The following is a 15,125-nucleotide window of genomic DNA, read 5'->3' on the forward strand; positions in this document are numbered from 1 at the left end:
CGCCTTCGGTGCTGAGTGCACCGATCTTGGCACGCACGTCATGCCCGTCGTGGGGACGCCAGCAGATAGCGCGCTCTGCCACGCGGCTCGGTGTGCTCGCCGACCTGCCAGCCCGCCTCTTCCAGTGTGGCCGCGCAGGCCCGCAGCCGCGCGCCGTCGCTCTCGTGCACGGCGACGGCCTCCGGCTGCGGGGTCGCCCGCACCCGGTACCCCTCCTCGGGGTCCGGCCCGGCCGGCGGGTGGCCGGCCGCCTCCAGCGCGAGCGCGGCGGCCTGCACGAGATGCGTGCGCTCCCAGGCGCAGGGCCGGTCCGGGGCCCCGTCCGGATTGGTCATCCGGCGCAGCTCCAGCAGGCCCTGCCAGGCCCCGCGCACCTCGCGCAGCCGGGCCGGGCCCGACTGAGGGGCAGCTTCCTCGCCGCCGATCCGCGCGGCGAACACGCCTCTCGCGCCGGTCGCCTCCGGCTGCGCGGGCGCCGGCTCCTCGGCCTCCCGTATCCGGTGGCCCGCCGGCGTCAGGAAGTGATCGTGCGGCGGCCTCGGGTGCCGGAAGGCCAGGCCGCGCTTCACCAGTGCCGCGAGCTGCGTCTCCGTGCCCCTGAGCCGTCCCGTGTCGGGATCGGCGGCGTCGATGACACGCCGCTGGGCCGCGGTCGGTGGTCGGGTCACGGCGTGCTCCTCCCCGGGGCGCTCGGCCACCGCCCCGTCTGTCGGCGAAGCGGCGACCTCATCTGCTGGGAAGGCTACGGCCCGGGTCTGACATTCCACCCCGAGATCACCGGCCGCCCGTGCTCGGTGCTCAGCCGGCACACCGTCCCCGTGGCCAGCTGGAACAGCGCCCCGTGCGAGGCCGGCAGCCCGAGCCGCCGGGCCGTGAGCACGCGCAGGAAGTGCCCGTGGGCCACCAGCACCACGCAGCCCTCGGTGTTCGTGAACGCGGCGTCCACCTTGGCCAGCATCCGGTCCGCACGCTCCCCGACCTGCTCCGGGGTCTCCCCGGGATGGTCCGGCGGCCCCGGCGCCACACCGTCCCGGAACAGGAACCAGCCGGGCCGTTCGGCCTGGATCTCGACGGTCGTGATGCCCTCGTACCCGCCGTAGTCCCACTCCCGCAGATCGGTGTCGACCCGCGTGCCGTGCAGCCCGATCAGCTCGGCCGTCTCCCGTGCCCGCTGCGCCGGGCTGACGAACGACGCCCCGATCCGGTGCGAGCGGATCAGCGGCACGAGCCGCCGCGCCTCCTCCCGCCCGTGCTCGGTGAGCGGTACGTCGGTCCAGCCGGTGTGCCGTCCGGAGCGGGACCACTCGGTCTCGCCGTGCCGGACGAGAAAGAGATCACTCATGGCCCCAGGCTAAGAGCCCAACGCTCCAACTCCACGAAATCCCGCTCCCGCAGCCCCCTGCGCGCGTCGACCGGGAGCAGCAGCGCGGCGCCGGCGTGGTGCGCCTCCACATGCCGTACGTCGCGGTCGGTGACCATGTCGTCGACCCAGACGAAGGGTCGCCCCGCCGCCCACGCCACCACGTGCCGGGTCTTCCAGTACAGCCCGTCGGGATCCGCGGTGAACATCTCGGGCCACTCGATGACCGGCAGATCACGGGGCAGCCCGATGACGGGCGCGATCATCTCGTTGGCCTGGTGCTGCCAGGTGGTCGCCCACGCCAGCTCGTACGGCAGCGCCAGCAGCCGCGCCCCGTGCTCCGGATGCAGCCGCACACGGAGCCCGCGGCGCTGCCGCAGCGAACCCGGCCGCTGGCGCTGCGACCAGTTCGCCGGGTGCAGCCGGCGCGTGACATAGCCGCGATGGCCCAGGTACAGGGCGCGGAACGGGTTCAGGGGGCCGTCCACGTCGAGCAGCAGAAAGGGGCGGATGCTCATGGAGGGGTCCTACCCACCCCGGGCGGTCATGTCTGCCGGTACCCGCTCAGGAATCGCCCGATCCGCCCGATCGCCGCCTCCAGGTCCTCCGCGTACGGCAGGGTCAGGATGCGGAAGTGGTCGGGCGCCGGCCAGTTGAAGCCGGTGCCCTGGACCACCTGGATCTTCTCGCGCAGCAGCAGGTCCAGGACGAACCTCTCGTCGTCGTGGATCCTGTGCACCTTGGGGTCGATGCGCGGGAAGGCGTACAGCGCGCCCTTCGGCTTCACACAGGACACGCCGGGAATCTCGTTGAGCTTCTCCCAGGCCACATCGCGCTGTTCGCGCAGCCGGCCGCCGGGGGCCGTCAGGTCCCGGATCGACTGGCGGCCGCCGAGCGCCGCCTGGATGGCGTACTGGGCGGGCGCGTTGGCGCACAGCCGCATGGAGGCCAGCATGGTCAGGCCCTCCAGGTAGTCCTTCGCGTGCTGCTTCGGGCCCGTGACCACCAGCCAGCCGGAGCGGAAGCCCGCCACCCGGTACGTCTTGGACAGGCCGCAGAAGGTGAGGACGACGAGGTCGGGGGCGAGGGCGGCGACCGAGTGGTGCACGGCGTCGTCGTACAGGATCTGGTCGTAGATCTCGTCGGCGAAGACCATCAGGCCGTGCCGGCGGGCGAGGTCGAGGATGCCCTCCAGGACCTCCTTGGGATAGACCGCGCCGGTGGGGTTGTTCGGGTTGATGATGACCACGGCCCTGGTGCGGTCCGTGATCTTGGCGGCCATGTCGTCCAGGTCCGGGTACCACTCGGACTGCTCGTCGCACAGGTAGTGCACCGCCTTGCCGCCGGCGAGCGTCGTCACGGCGGTCCACAGCGGGAAGTCCGGGGCGGGGATGAGGATCTCGTCGCCGTCCTCGAGCAGTGCCTGTACGGCCATGGAGACCAGCTCGGACACGCCGTTGCCGAGGAAGACGTCGTCGACGCCGACCGTCAGGCCGAGCGTCTGGTAGCGCTGGGCGACCGCGCGGCGGGCGGAGAGGATGCCGCGGGAGTCGGTGTAGCCGTGCGCCTGGGGGAGCATCCGGATCATGTCCTGGAGGATCTCCTCCGGCGCCTCGAAGCCGAAGAGCGCGGGGTTGCCGGTGTTCAGGCGCAGCACGCTGTGGCCCGCCTCCTCCAGCGCGTTCGCGTGCTCGATGACCGGGCCGCGGATCTCGTAACAGACCTCGCTCAGCTTGCTCGACTGCCGGAACTCCATGCGCGCTCGCCCCTCCGGTTGCGTGTGTTGCTTGGTTTTACCAAGTTCGAGCTTGGAAAGTCCAACAACATGTCTAGACTGCGTCGCATGTCACCTCGCCGAAGCTACGACCAGTACTGTTCCGCCGCCCGGGCACTCGACGCCGTCGGCGACCGCTGGACCCTGCTGATCGTCCGGGAACTGCTGGCCGGCCCGCGGCGCTACACCGACCTGCACGCCGACCTGCCCGGCGTCAGCACCGACGTCCTCGCGTCCCGGCTGAAGGACATGGAGCGGGAGGGCATCGGCACCCGGCGCCGGCTGCCGCCGCCCGGAGCTGCCTACGTCTACGAACTCACCCCGCGCGGGCGTGAGTTGCTGCCCGTGCTTCAGGCGCTCGGGGAGTGGGGCCAGGCCGAGCTCGGCGAGCGGCGGCCCACCGACGCGGTGCGCGCGCACTGGTTCGCGCTGCCGCTGCTGCGGGCGCTGGACGGGGAGGGTCTCGTCGAAGTCCGCCTGGAGGAGGGCGACTTCCATCTGCACGTCGGCGCCGAGGACGGGCCGGTCTACGGCGACGGACCCGCCCCCGGAGAGCCCGACGCGCGGCTGGTCCTGGACTCCGGGACGTGCGAGGCCGTCGCCCGCGGGGAGTTGAGCGTGACCGACGCGGTACGGGGCGGCCGCATCGAGGTGACCGGCGAGGGCACGCTCGCGAAGGCGCTCAGGGAGGCGTGAACGCCCAAGGGGCCCACCGCCTGAGCGGTGAGCCCCTTGTGATGGAGTGTCAGGCGCCCGGCGGCACCCGCGAAGGCCGTCCCGTGCCACGGGTCAGCGCGTAACCGCCGATGCCCGCGAGCGCGGCCAGCACACCGCCGATCGCGGTCCACACCCAGCGGTCCGACCACCAGCCGGATGCCCAGCCGTCGTCGGGCTCGATGCTGGACAGCACCGCCGAGGCCGACGAACTCTCCTCGTCCTCCTGCGACTTCACGGCCACGCCCGGCACGAGCGGCTCCGCCAGCGACCCGTCCACGGCGGCCGAACCGCCGATGTCCTCGGAGTCGATACGGACCTCGGCGCCGACCGGCAGACCCAGGTCGGAGGTGGGCACCTCCACGGTCGTCAGCCGGATGTAGTACGTGCCCGGCAGCGGGTCGTCGGCCCACTGCTCCGACCAGGCCCGCACGGTGCGCAGCACACAGGTCAGCTCGACCGAGGCGCTGTTCGCCGCGGCGGTGCGCGTCTGGGCGCCGTACTGGCACGCCTGACGGCGGCGCAGGCCGTCGTACACGTCGATCTGCCAGGTCTCGGCGGCGTGCGTGTCCGGCAGCTTCACCGTCGCCTTCACGGTGGGGCGCTGTCCGGCGTCGGCCGGGAACGACCAGTACAGGTAGTCGCCGGTGGAGGCGCTGGCCGTGGCCGTCCGCCCCTGCTCGACCTCGGCCGCCGTACGGAAGGAGGTGCCCGCCGTGGTCGGCGCGCCGCCCTCCTCGGAGGCGCTCGGCGACGGCGAGGAGTCGGCCGCCGCGGGACCCGCCGCCAGCCCCAGCGCCAGCAGGGCGCCGCTCAACACTCGTGTGATCCGCATCAGTTGGTCCTCCAGACCGCGAACCGCCAGCGCGACAGCCAGCCCCAGACGACACCGGCGAGGAAGCCGGTGAGGATCAGCGCGCCCAGCAGCCACCAGCCGCGCCCGAGGCCGAAGGAGGCCACGTCGCTCGACGTCGACGGCCCGTCCACGACGTCGACCGTCAGCTCCAGCGGCAGACCGGGCGTGGACTGCACGCCGGAGCCCGCGGAGAAGGACTGGGTGACCTGGAGGCACACGGTCTCGGCGGGCGCGGTGTCGTCGCCGTCGGCCTCCGCCTTCGGGTAGCGCAGACCGGTCGACACGACGTCGGTGCGGCCGTTGCCCGCGGCCTCGCCGCGCACGATCTCCCGGCCGCGCTCGGTCACCGCCCGCAGCAGCACCCCGTAGGAGGGGTTCACCGCCCGGTCGGCCGACACGCTCACCGAGGTGCGCAGCTCCTGGCCGGGCTCGAGGTCCACGCGATACCAGCGCTGCTGCCCGAACTCCTCTCGGTCGGTGTACAGGCCGGACTTCAGCGTCGGCGCCTTCGCGCACTGATCGGCGCCCGTCGTCGCGACCGGCGTCACCACCGGATCCGCCGCCCGGTCCACCAACTGGTTGACCTTGTCGGCGAGTTCGTCGGTGTGCTCGACGGAGGTGAAGGTGCCGCCGGTCGCCTCGGCGATGCAGCTGAGCTGCTGACGCAGCTTGGTGTTGGGGACCAGGCCGAGCGTGTCGATGGTCAGGCCGATGCCCTTGGCCGCGATCTCGCGGGCCACCTCGCACGGGTCGAGCGGGGCGCAGGTGTCCTCGCCGTCGCTGATCAGCACGATGCGCTTGGAGCCCTCGCCGCCGTCCAGGTCGTCGGCGGCCTTCAGCAGCGCGGGGCCGATCGGGGTCCAGCCGGTGGGCGTCAGCGTCGCCACCGCCGTCTTGGCCTCGGTGCGGTCCAGCGGGCCGACCGGGTAGAGCTGCGCGGTGTCCTTGCAGCCCGTCCTGCGGTCGTCGCCCGGGTAGTTGGCGCCGAGGGTGCGGATGCCGAGCTGGACCTCCTCCGGGGTCGCGTCCAGCACCTCGTTGAAGGCCTGCTTGGCCGCGGCCATCCGCGACTGGCCGTCGATGTCCTTCGCCCGCATCGAGCCGCTGACGTCGATCACGAGATCGACCTTCGGGGCGGTGGCGGTGGTTTCGTCGGCGACCGCCCCGGCCGGGAAGGCTATCCCGGCCGTGAGCGCGGCGAGCAGGGCACAGACCCCTGCCGCCAGCCGTTGTGTTCTGATCATCGGCGGATCCTATTGATCTCAGGTGTCCCGCTTCAAAACGAGGTCAGAACACCTCGGTGACCAGCGCATTGGGCAGCAGCGTCCACTGATCCCCCGGCGTCCCGGGCGAAAGCCGCATCACCGTCAGCGCCTTCGTCGGAAGCGGCTCCTCACGCAGCGCCGCCAGGTCCGCGGTGTCCGGCAGTTCGCCCACGACCGTCTCCAGCGCCGTGCGCAACGCCGGGCCCGAGCCCGCCGTGCCCGCGAGCGCCCCCGCCAACAGCGAGCCGAACAACTTGCGGCGCAGGGCCGTCACATCGTCCGTGACGATCCGCCCGGTCAGCTCCGGCACCGGGACACCGTGCCGGGCCAGCCGCGCCGGGCCGACGCGGATGTCGGCGAGGTCGCGGTAGACCAGACGCACCGGCGAGCCGTCCGCCGACAGCACCACGAGCAGGTTCTGCCCGTGCGCCTCCAGCGCCACGCCCAGCTCCAGCAGCCGCAGCCCCACGGTCAGCGCGAGCCGCGTGAACCGCGCCAGCCACACCGGGGACCGGGGCAGTTCCGTGGTCGCCAGCGCGGCCACCGGCACCACCCGCTCACCCGGCCCGGCGTACTCCCGCGGCGACTCGCGCACCACCGCGGCCAGATCGGGGGAGCCGGCCGTGGCCGCGCCCAGCGTGCGCGTGACGTGCAGCAGGCCGTCCATACGGGCCGCGAGCATCTCCGCGAACGACGACAGGGTGGCCGACAGGCCGATGGAGTACTCCGAGATGTCCCGCACCGACGACGTCAGCCGGGCGCTGAGCGCCGTCTTGACGTGCGGCCCTCCCGGCAGCGCGAGCGTGCGCAGGGACATCAGCGGATGCGCGGCGATCCCGTCGTCGTAGGGGTCGCGGGGCCGCTTCAGGACATGCTCGGCCTGCCACGGATGCACCGGGATCAGCAGCCGCTCGCCGTCCCGCAGGTTACGCGGCCACGCTCCCGTCACCAGGCACTCCTCCGCCCGCACCGGCACCGTGCCCAGCGTCACCACCGGCCGGTGCTCCGGCCCGTACGCCAACTGCTCGGCGACCGAGAAACCGGGCCGGGAACGGCAGTTGGGATGGAACGGATGCCCGTCCACCACCCGCTGCTCCCACTCCCACTCCAGCGACGGCCACTCCTTCGGGCGAGCCACCTGCCCGGCCCGCGACAGCGCCAACGACGCGGCACTGTGGCCGAGTTCGGCCGCGAACGACGTCCCGTGCGCCACGGACAGCTCGCTCAGCAGCCGGGCCGGATCGTCGTACGACGTCCCGTCGAGTCGTACGTCGGTGACGTACGCGGCGGTGGCGTACGGGTCGGCATGCGGGCCGTGCAGCCGGCGGCCGTCCGAAAGACGCAGGGTCAGGCCCTCACCGCCCCGCTCGCGGCCGGCCACCCAGGGCAGCGGCTCGTACGCGAGCGCACGCCACAGCCGCGTCAGGACGGCCGACCGGGCTCCGGGGAGTTCGGCCGTGTAGCGCGTTACGAGGTCGGGGCGCACTTCGGCCAGTTCGGCGGCGACCTCGGCCTCTGCGCTGTGAGGACGGTGCACGGGCGGGCTCCTCGGGTACGAGTAGGGCGTCGGGCAGGCGCCGACGACAGACATACTGATCGTCTTCCCACCTGAACGGACCGTAGAGACCGAGTGGATCACGTGCACCTCAACCCTCCGACCGCAGCCGACGTCGCGGACCGCGCCGACGCCCGCGCGCTCGCGCCCCTCCTCAACTGCCTGCTGCGCGAGGTGGCCGAGCCGCTCCTGGAGCCCGGCGCGGACCCGACCGGCCCGGACGGCGAGCGGCGGGTGTACCGCCTTGCCGGCACGGGCCGGCTGCTGCGGGTGCTCGGCGAGCGGCGGCCCGCCGAGCCGGAGGTGCGGGTGGACGGCGCCTGGCGGCGCGTCGGACACACCGAGCTGGTCAAACTCGTGGCGGACGAGCTGCGCCGCCACACCGGTCTGTCCAACCACGAACTGCCCGCCGAGATGATCGACAGCCGGGACGCGGTGGCCGCGCTGCTCACGGCACGCGCGCGTGCCACGCCGCCGGAAGACCCCTACCTGCGCTCCGAGCAGTGCCTCCTGACCGGTCACCCCTACCACCCCGCCCCCAAGGCGCGCGGCGGCGGCCCGGTCACCGGCTGGCTGCCCTACGCCCCCGAGGCGTACGCCCGCTTCCCGCTGACGCTGCTCGGCGTGCGCGAGGACACGGTCGTCGAGGAGGGCGACACCACCGCCCTGGACGCCCTCGGCGAGGCCCCGCCCGGCTACCGCCTGCTTCCGGCGCACCCCTGGCAGCTGGATCTGGCAGGCCGGGAGCTCGCTGCCGCGTTCGCGGACGGACGGCTGCTGCGGCTGGGCACGACCGATTCCGACGCCTGGCCGACGGCCGCGATCCGCACGCTGTACGCGCCCGAGCGCGACCTGTTCCTGAAGTTCAGCCTGGACGTCCGCATCACCAACGACATCCGCCGGCTGTGGCGCCACGACCTGCTGAGACTGCGCCGCACCGACACCGCCGCGGCCACCGCCCTCGCCGCGCAGGACGGCCCCGCCGCCTGGCTCGCCGACCGCGGCTACCGCACCGCGGGCTTCGCCTTCGAGGAACTCGCGGTCCTGGTCCGCGACGGGCTGCGCGAGAGGGTGCTCCCGGGCGCGACGCCGCAGCTCGCCGCCGGACTGGTCGAGGGCTTCGACGGCAGCCCGCTGGCCGGCGCCGAGGATCCGGAGTCCTGGTGGGAGGCGTATCTGGCCCAGGTCGTCCCGCCCGCCCTCGCGGCCTTCGCCGATCATGGCGTCGTACTGGAGGCGCACCTTCAGAACACGCTGGTCGCCGTCGACCGGGCCGGAATGCCGGTCCAGGCCCTCTTCCGGGACGCCGAGGGCGTCAAGCTGCTGCCGGAGGTGTCACGGGAGGCCGGCTGGGAGCGCCTGGTGTACTGCCTGGTCGTCAACCACCTCGTGGAGATCGCCGGGGCCCTCGTCGAACAGCACCCGGCCCTGGACCCCTGGCCCGCGCTCCGGCGCGAGCTGGCCCGCCACGACCTTCCCGAGATCCCGGCGCTCCTGTCGTCCCCGACCCTGCCCGGCAAGACCAACCTGCTCCTGCGCTGGACGGGCGCGGACGGTGCCGCCGCCCGCTATCTGCCCCTGCCGAACCCGCTGGCCGGGTGAGTGCGCAGAGAGGCGGCAGGCGGGCCGCATCGCCCGCCGGTCAGTACCGGATCTCCACGGCACGGCCGTCCGCGTCCAACTCCGGCACCTCCGGGACCCGTTCCGCGACTCCCCGAGCGATCCGGTCCGCCGACCAGGCCGCCGCGGCGGCGTCGAGCACGTCGTCGGCCGGTACCCGGTCCGCCTCGCCGAGCTCGTCCGGCAGTACGACGCCGGCCGCCGCCAGCAGCGCTCGGCGGGTGTTCTGGCCGCGCCAGGTCTTCTTCGCGAACGCCGACGGCACCCCGCCGGCCAGGGCACGGAAGGACAGCTCCGGGTGCACCTCGTGGATCCGCTCGTCGGCCAGCCGGCACGCCCGGGCCTCCAGCAGCTTCGGAGCCAGCGCCCACGCCTGCCGGCTCAGCCGCTGCCCGGTCAGCTCCTGGCACCGGTCACCGGCCGCCACGTACTCCGACTCCAGCCACGCGGACCGCGGCGCCACGAGGAAGACGGTGCTGCGCCGCTCTCCGAGCAGCACCCGCGCCCCGAGATCCGCGGCCCGCCAGCCCCGCTCGACCACCCCCAGCGGCATGTCCACCGCGATCACCGAGACCCCGCCCGCCCGCTCGATCAGCGCCGCCAGCCGGACGTCCACCAGGCTCCCGGCATACCCGCCCTCCGAGACCCTGATCCCGACCCAGCCCTGCTTGCCGCAGGCATCGACACCCAGGACGTCCATCAGCGCTCGTTCTCCCGTGTCGGTCGCGTGCAAGGAAAGGTACCCGGCGGTCGCGGGAAGACCCGGCCGTTCCGCCTGGTTAAGGTTTTCTGGATCGCACCCGGGCGGAGCTGATCTTGGAATGATGGAATGTAAGGCAAACGAGATGCGGGGCCTTGGAAGATGATGAGAGAGGTCACCGCGACCCGCTACGTCGAACCACTGCGGTCCGGCGGCTCCGTGCCCGGTGTCGTCGAGGCCGATGATCTGGGCATCTACGTCGTGAAGTTCACCGGTTCCGCGCAGGGCCGCAAGGCGCTGGTCGCCGAGGTGATCGTCGGGGAGCTGGCGCGGGCCCTTGGGCTGCGGTTCCCCGAGCTGGTCCTGGTGCACTTCGACCCGGCCGTCGCGGACAGCGAGCCGCACCAGGAGGTGCGCGAGCTGCACGCCGCGAGCGCCGGCGTCAATCTCGGCATGGACTTCCTGCCGGGCGCACGGGACTTCACCCCGGAGGTCGCGAAGACGTTCCGCGTGGACCCGCTGGAGGCCGGCCGGATCGTCTGGCTGGACGCGTTGACCGCGAACGTCGACCGTACGGTCCACAGCTCGAACCTGATGATCTGGCCGACGTCCGGCACGGTCCCGCCGCGTCTTTGGCTGATCGACCACGGCGCGGCCCTGATCTTCCACCACCGCTGGGACGGCGCCGACCCCGAGAAGTCCTACGACTTCCGCCACCACGCCCTCGGCCACTACACCCCGGACGTGCGTGCCGCCGACGCGGAGCTGGCCCCCCGGGTGACCGAGGAACTGCTGCGGACGATCGTGGACGAGGTGCCGGACGCCTGGCTGGCCGACGAGCCCGGACACGTGACGCCCGACGCTGCCCGCGAGGCCTACGTGGAGCACCTCCACGCGCGCGTGCGGGCCTCCGCGGCCTGGCTCCCCACCGACTTCCCCACCCGGGAGGAACTCGCCGCCGAGGAGGCCCGCAGGGCGGCGAAGTCTCAGCAAGGGCGGCCGAACTGGCTCAAGCAGGTTCCCGACCTGCACGGCAAGCCGGCCGCGGAACAGGATTGGTCGGTGCACCTGGGATGAGCGGTCGTGTCGAGATCGAGTACTGCACCCAGTGCAGATGGCTGCCGCGCGCGGCCTGGCTGGCGCAGGAACTGCTCACCACCTTCGAGGCGGAGCTGTCCGAACTGGCGCTGAAGCCGGGCAAGGGCGGGATCTTCGTCGTCCGGGTGGACGGCGAGACGGTCTGGGACCGCCGCGAGCAGGGCTTCCCCGAGCCGACGGCGGTCAAGCAGGCCGTACGCGACCGAGTGGCCCCGGGAAAGTCCCTGGGCCACTCGGACAAGGCGTCGCAGGAGTAGGTCAGCCCTTGAGCTGCTCGTACGCGGGCAGCGTCAGGAAGTCCGCGTAGTCCTCGTCGAGGGAGACCTCCAGGAGCAGGTCGTGAGCCTGCTGCCAGTGCCCGGCGGCGAAGGCCTCCTCGCCGATCTCGGCGCGGATGTTCGCCAGTTCCTCGGCGGCGACCTTGCGGGCCAGCTCCGGCGTGGCGTGTTCGCCGTTCTCGAACTCGACGCCCGCGTTGATCCACTGCCAGATCTGGGAGCGCGAGATCTCGGCGGTGGCCGCGTCCTCCATGAGGTTGAAGATGGCGACCGCGCCGAGGCCGCGCAGCCAGGCCTCGATGTAGCGGATGCCGACCTGGACGGCGTTGACCAGACCCGGGTAGGTGGGCCTGGCGTCCAGGGAGTCGATCGCGATGAGGTCGGCCGCCTCGACGTGGACGTCCTCGCGCAGCCGGTCCTTCTGGTTCGGCTTGTCGCCCAGCACCTTGTCGAAGGACTCCATGGCGATCGGGACCAGGTCGGGGTGGGCGACCCAGGAGCCGTCGAAGCCGTCGCCGGCCTCGCGGTCCTTGTCGGCGCGGACCTTCTCGAAGGCCACCTTGTTGACCTCGGCGTCCCGGCGGGACGGGATGAACGCCGCCATGCCGCCGATCGCGTGCGCGCCGCGCTTGTGGCAGGTGCGGACGAGGAGTTCGGTGTACGCCCGCATGAACGGGGCCGTCATCGTGACCGCGTTGCGGTCCGGCAGGACGAACCTGGCGCCGCCGTCACGGAAGTTCTTGACGATGGAGAACAGGTAGTCCCAGCGGCCGGCGTTCAACCCCGAGGCGTGGTCGCGCAGTTCGTAGAGGATCTCCTCCATCTCGTACGCCGCCGTGATCGTCTCGATCAGGACGGTCGCACGGACGGTGCCCTGCGGAATGCCGACGTGGTCCTGCGCGAAGACGAACACGTCGTTCCAGAGGCGGGCCTCCAGGTGCGACTCCGTCTTCGGCAGGTAGAAGTACGGGCCCTTGCCGAGGTCGAGCAGGCGCTGGGCGTTGTGGAAGAAGTACAGGCCGAAGTCGACGAGGGCGCCGGGCACCGGCACGCCGTCGACCTGGAGGTGACGCTCGTTCAGGTGCCAGCCGCGCGGGCGCATGACGACGGTCGCGAGCTCGTCGGCGTCCTTGAGGGCGTACGACTTGCCGGACCGCTCGTCGGTGAAGTCGATGTTCCGGGTGTAGGCGTCGCTCAGGTTGACCTGGCCGAGGACGACGTTCTCCCAGGTGGGCGCGGAGGCGTCCTCGAAGTCGGCGAGCCAGACCCTGGCCCCCGAGTTGAGGGCGTTGATGGTCATCTTGCGGTCGGTGGGGCCGGTGATCTCGACCCGGCGGTCCTGGAGCGCGGGCGGGCACGGGGCCACCCGCCAGGAGTCGTCCGCGCGGATCGCGGCGGTCTCCGGGAGGAAGTCGAGCGTGGAGGTGCGGGCGATCTCGGCGCGGCGCTCGGCGCGACGGGCGAGGAGTTCGTCACGCCGGGGCGTGAACCGGCGGTGCAGCTCGGCCACGAAGGCGAGGGCCGGCTCCGTGAGGACCTCCTCCTGCCGCGGCAGGGGCTCGGCGTCGACGATGGCCAGCGGGGACGGCGCTGGTGCGGACATGAGCTGTCACTTCCTTCAGCGAGCTACGTGGACGAGCTGTCGAGCTTCTGGCACCGGGTGCCAGTCTTCCCGGATACGGCTGGTGGCGCCCGTGGAGCGGTCAGGCGCTTCTGAACAGTGGATACTAGTTTCCTCATGGTGGAAGTTCAATGGTTTGTTGATGTCGAGATTCTCTGAGTCGAGGCAAGGTGGCGCTCGGTGCCACCCCGCTCACTCAAGGTGGCCCAGGTCGGCCTCCGTGTCGATGTCGTACGGCTGTGCCACGTCCCCGCACTCGACGAGCCTGATCGACTCCCGGTGCTCCTTGAGATAGGCGCGTGCCCCCTGATCGCCGGTCGCGGTCGCCGCGATGCCGGCCCAGTGGGCCGCGCCGAACAGGACCGGATGCCCGCGTACCCCGTCGTAGGCGGCCGAGACCAGCGACGTCTCGTCCTCGTACGCGGCGAGCACCCGCGCCACGGCCTGCGGTCCGATACCGGGCTGGTCGACCAGCGATACGAGCGCCGCCCTCGCCCCCGTGCCGGCCAGCGAATCGAGCCCGGCGCGCAGCGAGGACCCCATCCCGTCGGCCCAGTCCGGGTTCTCCACCAGTACGCAGTCACCGAGCTCCGCCTGCTCCCGTACGGCGGCGGCCCGCGCCCCCAGCACCACGTGCACGCGGGTGAGGCCGGCCGTGCGCAGCACCCCGGCGGCATGCTCGACGAGCGGTCGGCCGCGGTGCGGGAGCAGGGCCTTGGGCCGCCCGCCGAGGCGTCGTCCGCCGCCGGCCGCGAGGAGCAGACCGGCGACCGGAGGGGCTTGTTTCTCAGTCATGCGTCCTGCATACCTGACACCCGCGCGAGCGCCCCGACTCCCAACGACTGAATTTCCGTCCGTGTGGTGGCGCTTGGGCAAGGGGTGGCGTTTACTGACCGGCATCCCCGGCGCCCGAGCTACGCCAGGGGTGCTCGGCGGGAATTGCGCGATGGCTGGCGCACAACGGCGTGCGAGGGGGAGCTTTGTTGCGGAGCTTGGGGCAGAGGCCGGTGACGGGCAGCGACGAGGACTCGAGGGTGGCGGAACTGCGGACGGCGGTGTCCCGTCTGCGCCGCGAACTCGCCGCGCATCCCGCGGAGTTCCCGGACCGGGCCATCGCCGAGGACGAACTCGCCGCACTGGCCGCGATGGCGGTCACGGGGGCGCCGGAGACTCCCCGACTGCGCAGGTCCCTGCTGCTGATCGCGGGTGCGATCGGCTCGGTGAGCGCCCTGTCCCCGGGCCTCACCCAAGTGCGCGACGCGGTCGAGATGTTCGGCGAGCCGCGCCGCTGACTCAGGTCTGGTTCTGGGTGGCCAGGGCCTCGGACAGTTCGTGGGCGACCTGCTGGAGCACCGGCACGATCTTGTCCGTCGCAGCCTCGGTGACCCGGCCGGCCGGGCCGGAGATCGAGATCGCCGCCGCGGTGGGGGAGTCGGGGACGGAGACCGCAAGGCAGCGGACCCCGACCTCCTGCTCGTTGTCGTCGACCGCGTAGCCGGTGCGCCGCACGTCCTCCAGCGCCGCGAGGAAGCCGTCCGGTGTGGTGATCGTCTTCTCCGTGGCGGCCGGCATCCCGGTACGGGACAGCAGTGCCCGTACCTCCTCCGGCGGGAAGGAGGCGAGCAGTGCCTTGCCGACGCCGGTGGAGTGCGGCAGTACACGCCTGCCGACCTCGGTGAACATGCGCATCGAGTGCTTGGACGGCACCTGGGCGACGTAGACGATCTCGTCGCCGTCGAGCAGCGCCATGTTCGCCGTCTCGCCGGTCTCCTCGACCAGCCGGGCGAGGTAGGGGCGGGCCCAGGTGCCAAGGAGCCGGGAGGCCGACTCGCCGAGGCGGATCAGGCGGGGGCCGAGGGCGTAGCGGCGGTTGGGCTGCTGGCGGACGTATCCGCAGGCCACGAGCGTGCGCATCAGGCGGTGGATGGTGGGCAGTGGCAGCCCGCTGCTCGCGGACAGCTCGCTCAGGCCCACCTCGCCGCCCGCGTCCGCCATCCGCTCGAGCAGGTCGAAGGCGCGCTCGAGGGACTGGACGCCGCCGCCGTTGGACTTGGCGGTGTCGTTGGTGCTGGCGCTGGACGTCGGCACGGCGCGTTCCTTTCGGGACCGGTGGAAGGGCTGAAGCCTACCCGTCGGTCGGTTGACTCCCTGGTTGTACGTAGCTACGTTCTGCTTGATGGAATTGTAATTCCGCTTTGTGGAAACGTCCAGAGAGTGTCGCACGGGTGCACTGTGGAGAAGTGTGCCCTTGACGGCACCGGAACGGGAGTGAAGACTCCTTCAA

16 protein-coding genes are annotated in these 15,125 nt (G+C 72.3%); 5 read left to right on the forward strand and 11 right to left on the reverse strand.

Features of this window, described 5'->3' with window-relative positions; genetic code table 11:
* Positions 1–38 precede the first annotated feature (38 nt).
* The 4 genes from PGH47_RS34220 to PGH47_RS34235 form a co-directional block, all read right to left on the reverse strand.
* Positions 39–668: a hypothetical protein gene (locus tag PGH47_RS34220; protein ID WP_271666610.1), complete on the reverse strand. Its 630-nt coding sequence runs from the start codon at positions 666–668 to the stop codon at positions 39–41.
* 74 nt (positions 669–742) lie between these two features.
* Positions 743–1,342 carry a histidine phosphatase family protein gene (locus tag PGH47_RS34225; protein ID WP_271666611.1) on the reverse strand — a complete coding sequence of 200 codons (600 nt, stop codon included), beginning with the start codon at positions 1,340–1,342 and terminating at the stop codon, positions 743–745.
* Entirely contained in the window at positions 1,339–1,878 is a 540-nt protein-coding gene (locus PGH47_RS34230; protein ID WP_271666612.1) for an HAD domain-containing protein, read from the reverse strand. The genes PGH47_RS34225 and PGH47_RS34230 overlap by 4 nt, the downstream gene beginning before the upstream one ends.
* A 26-nt stretch (positions 1,879–1,904) precedes the next feature.
* On the reverse strand, positions 1,905–3,116 hold the full coding sequence (locus tag PGH47_RS34235; protein ID WP_271666613.1) for a pyridoxal phosphate-dependent aminotransferase: 1,212 nt from the start codon (positions 3,114–3,116) through the stop codon (positions 1,905–1,907).
* An 87-nt stretch (positions 3,117–3,203) separates the two neighbouring features.
* Between PGH47_RS34235 and PGH47_RS34240 the strand changes: the two genes are divergently transcribed.
* Positions 3,204–3,830, forward strand: coding sequence for a winged helix-turn-helix transcriptional regulator (locus PGH47_RS34240; RefSeq protein WP_271666614.1), 627 nt, complete (start codon positions 3,204–3,206; stop codon positions 3,828–3,830).
* Between the two features lie 49 nt (positions 3,831–3,879).
* Here the strand turns inward: PGH47_RS34240 and PGH47_RS34245 are convergent, their stop codons facing one another.
* Genes PGH47_RS34245 through PGH47_RS34255 form a run of 3 tightly spaced genes read right to left on the reverse strand, consistent with a single transcriptional unit; the run spans position 3,880 to position 7,506 of the window.
* Positions 3,880–4,683 carry a hypothetical protein gene (locus PGH47_RS34245; protein WP_271666615.1) on the reverse strand — a complete coding sequence of 268 codons (804 nt, stop codon included), beginning with the start codon at positions 4,681–4,683 and terminating at the stop codon, positions 3,880–3,882.
* Entirely contained in the window at positions 4,683–5,948 is a 1,266-nt protein-coding gene (locus tag PGH47_RS34250) for a VWA domain-containing protein (protein WP_271666616.1), read from the reverse strand. Before PGH47_RS34250 ends, PGH47_RS34245 begins: the two co-directional genes overlap by 1 nt.
* A gap of 43 nt (positions 5,949–5,991) precedes the next feature.
* Complete coding sequence (locus tag PGH47_RS34255; protein ID WP_271666617.1) at positions 5,992–7,506, reverse strand: IucA/IucC family protein; 1,515 nt, start codon at positions 7,504–7,506, stop codon at positions 5,992–5,994.
* Between the two features lie 93 nt (positions 7,507–7,599).
* On the opposite strand from PGH47_RS34255, the gene PGH47_RS34260 reads away from it, so the two are divergent.
* Entirely contained in the window at positions 7,600–9,126 is a 1,527-nt protein-coding gene (locus tag PGH47_RS34260) for an IucA/IucC family protein (RefSeq protein ID WP_271666618.1), read from the forward strand.
* Between the two features lie 40 nt (positions 9,127–9,166).
* Here PGH47_RS34260 and PGH47_RS34265 read toward each other — a convergent pair whose 3' ends face one another.
* Positions 9,167–9,844: a DUF429 domain-containing protein gene (locus PGH47_RS34265; protein ID WP_271666619.1), complete on the reverse strand. Its 678-nt coding sequence runs from the start codon at positions 9,842–9,844 to the stop codon at positions 9,167–9,169.
* Between the two features lie 162 nt (positions 9,845–10,006).
* On the opposite strand from PGH47_RS34265, the gene PGH47_RS34270 reads away from it, so the two are divergent.
* Both PGH47_RS34270 and PGH47_RS34275 read left to right on the forward strand, forming a co-directional pair.
* A complete protein-coding gene (locus tag PGH47_RS34270; protein ID WP_271666620.1) occupies positions 10,007–10,921 on the forward strand; it encodes a HipA family kinase in 915 nt (304 codons plus the stop codon).
* A complete protein-coding gene (locus PGH47_RS34275) occupies positions 10,918–11,199 on the forward strand; it encodes a SelT/SelW/SelH family protein (protein ID WP_126901106.1) in 282 nt (93 codons plus the stop codon). The genes PGH47_RS34270 and PGH47_RS34275 overlap by 4 nt, the downstream gene beginning before the upstream one ends.
* Position 11,200: 1 nt before the next feature.
* Here the strand turns inward: PGH47_RS34275 and aceB are convergent, their stop codons facing one another.
* Both aceB and PGH47_RS34285 read right to left on the reverse strand, forming a co-directional pair.
* Positions 11,201–12,823 (reverse strand): malate synthase A, encoded by a 1,623-nt coding sequence (gene aceB / locus PGH47_RS34280; RefSeq protein WP_271666621.1) that lies wholly within the window; start codon positions 12,821–12,823, stop codon positions 11,201–11,203.
* A 210-nt stretch (positions 12,824–13,033) separates the two neighbouring features.
* Positions 13,034–13,636, reverse strand: coding sequence for a nucleotidyltransferase family protein (locus tag PGH47_RS34285; RefSeq protein ID WP_271666622.1), 603 nt, complete (start codon positions 13,634–13,636; stop codon positions 13,034–13,036).
* Between the two features lie 212 nt (positions 13,637–13,848).
* Here PGH47_RS34285 and PGH47_RS34290 point away from each other — a divergent pair, with 212 nt between their 5' ends.
* Positions 13,849–14,133 carry a DUF5955 family protein gene (locus PGH47_RS34290; protein WP_030954509.1) on the forward strand — a complete coding sequence of 95 codons (285 nt, stop codon included), beginning with the start codon at positions 13,849–13,851 and terminating at the stop codon, positions 14,131–14,133.
* A 1-nt stretch (position 14,134) separates the two neighbouring features.
* Here the strand turns inward: PGH47_RS34290 and PGH47_RS34295 are convergent, their stop codons facing one another.
* Positions 14,135–14,929 carry an IclR family transcriptional regulator gene (locus tag PGH47_RS34295; RefSeq protein ID WP_271666623.1) on the reverse strand — a complete coding sequence of 265 codons (795 nt, stop codon included), beginning with the start codon at positions 14,927–14,929 and terminating at the stop codon, positions 14,135–14,137.
* Between the last annotated feature and the right edge of the window lie 196 nt (positions 14,930–15,125).

This window comes from Streptomyces sp. HUAS 31 (assembly GCF_028198125.1).
GTDB classification, from domain to species: Bacteria; Actinomycetota; Actinomycetes; order Streptomycetales; family Streptomycetaceae; genus Streptomyces; species Streptomyces chartreusis.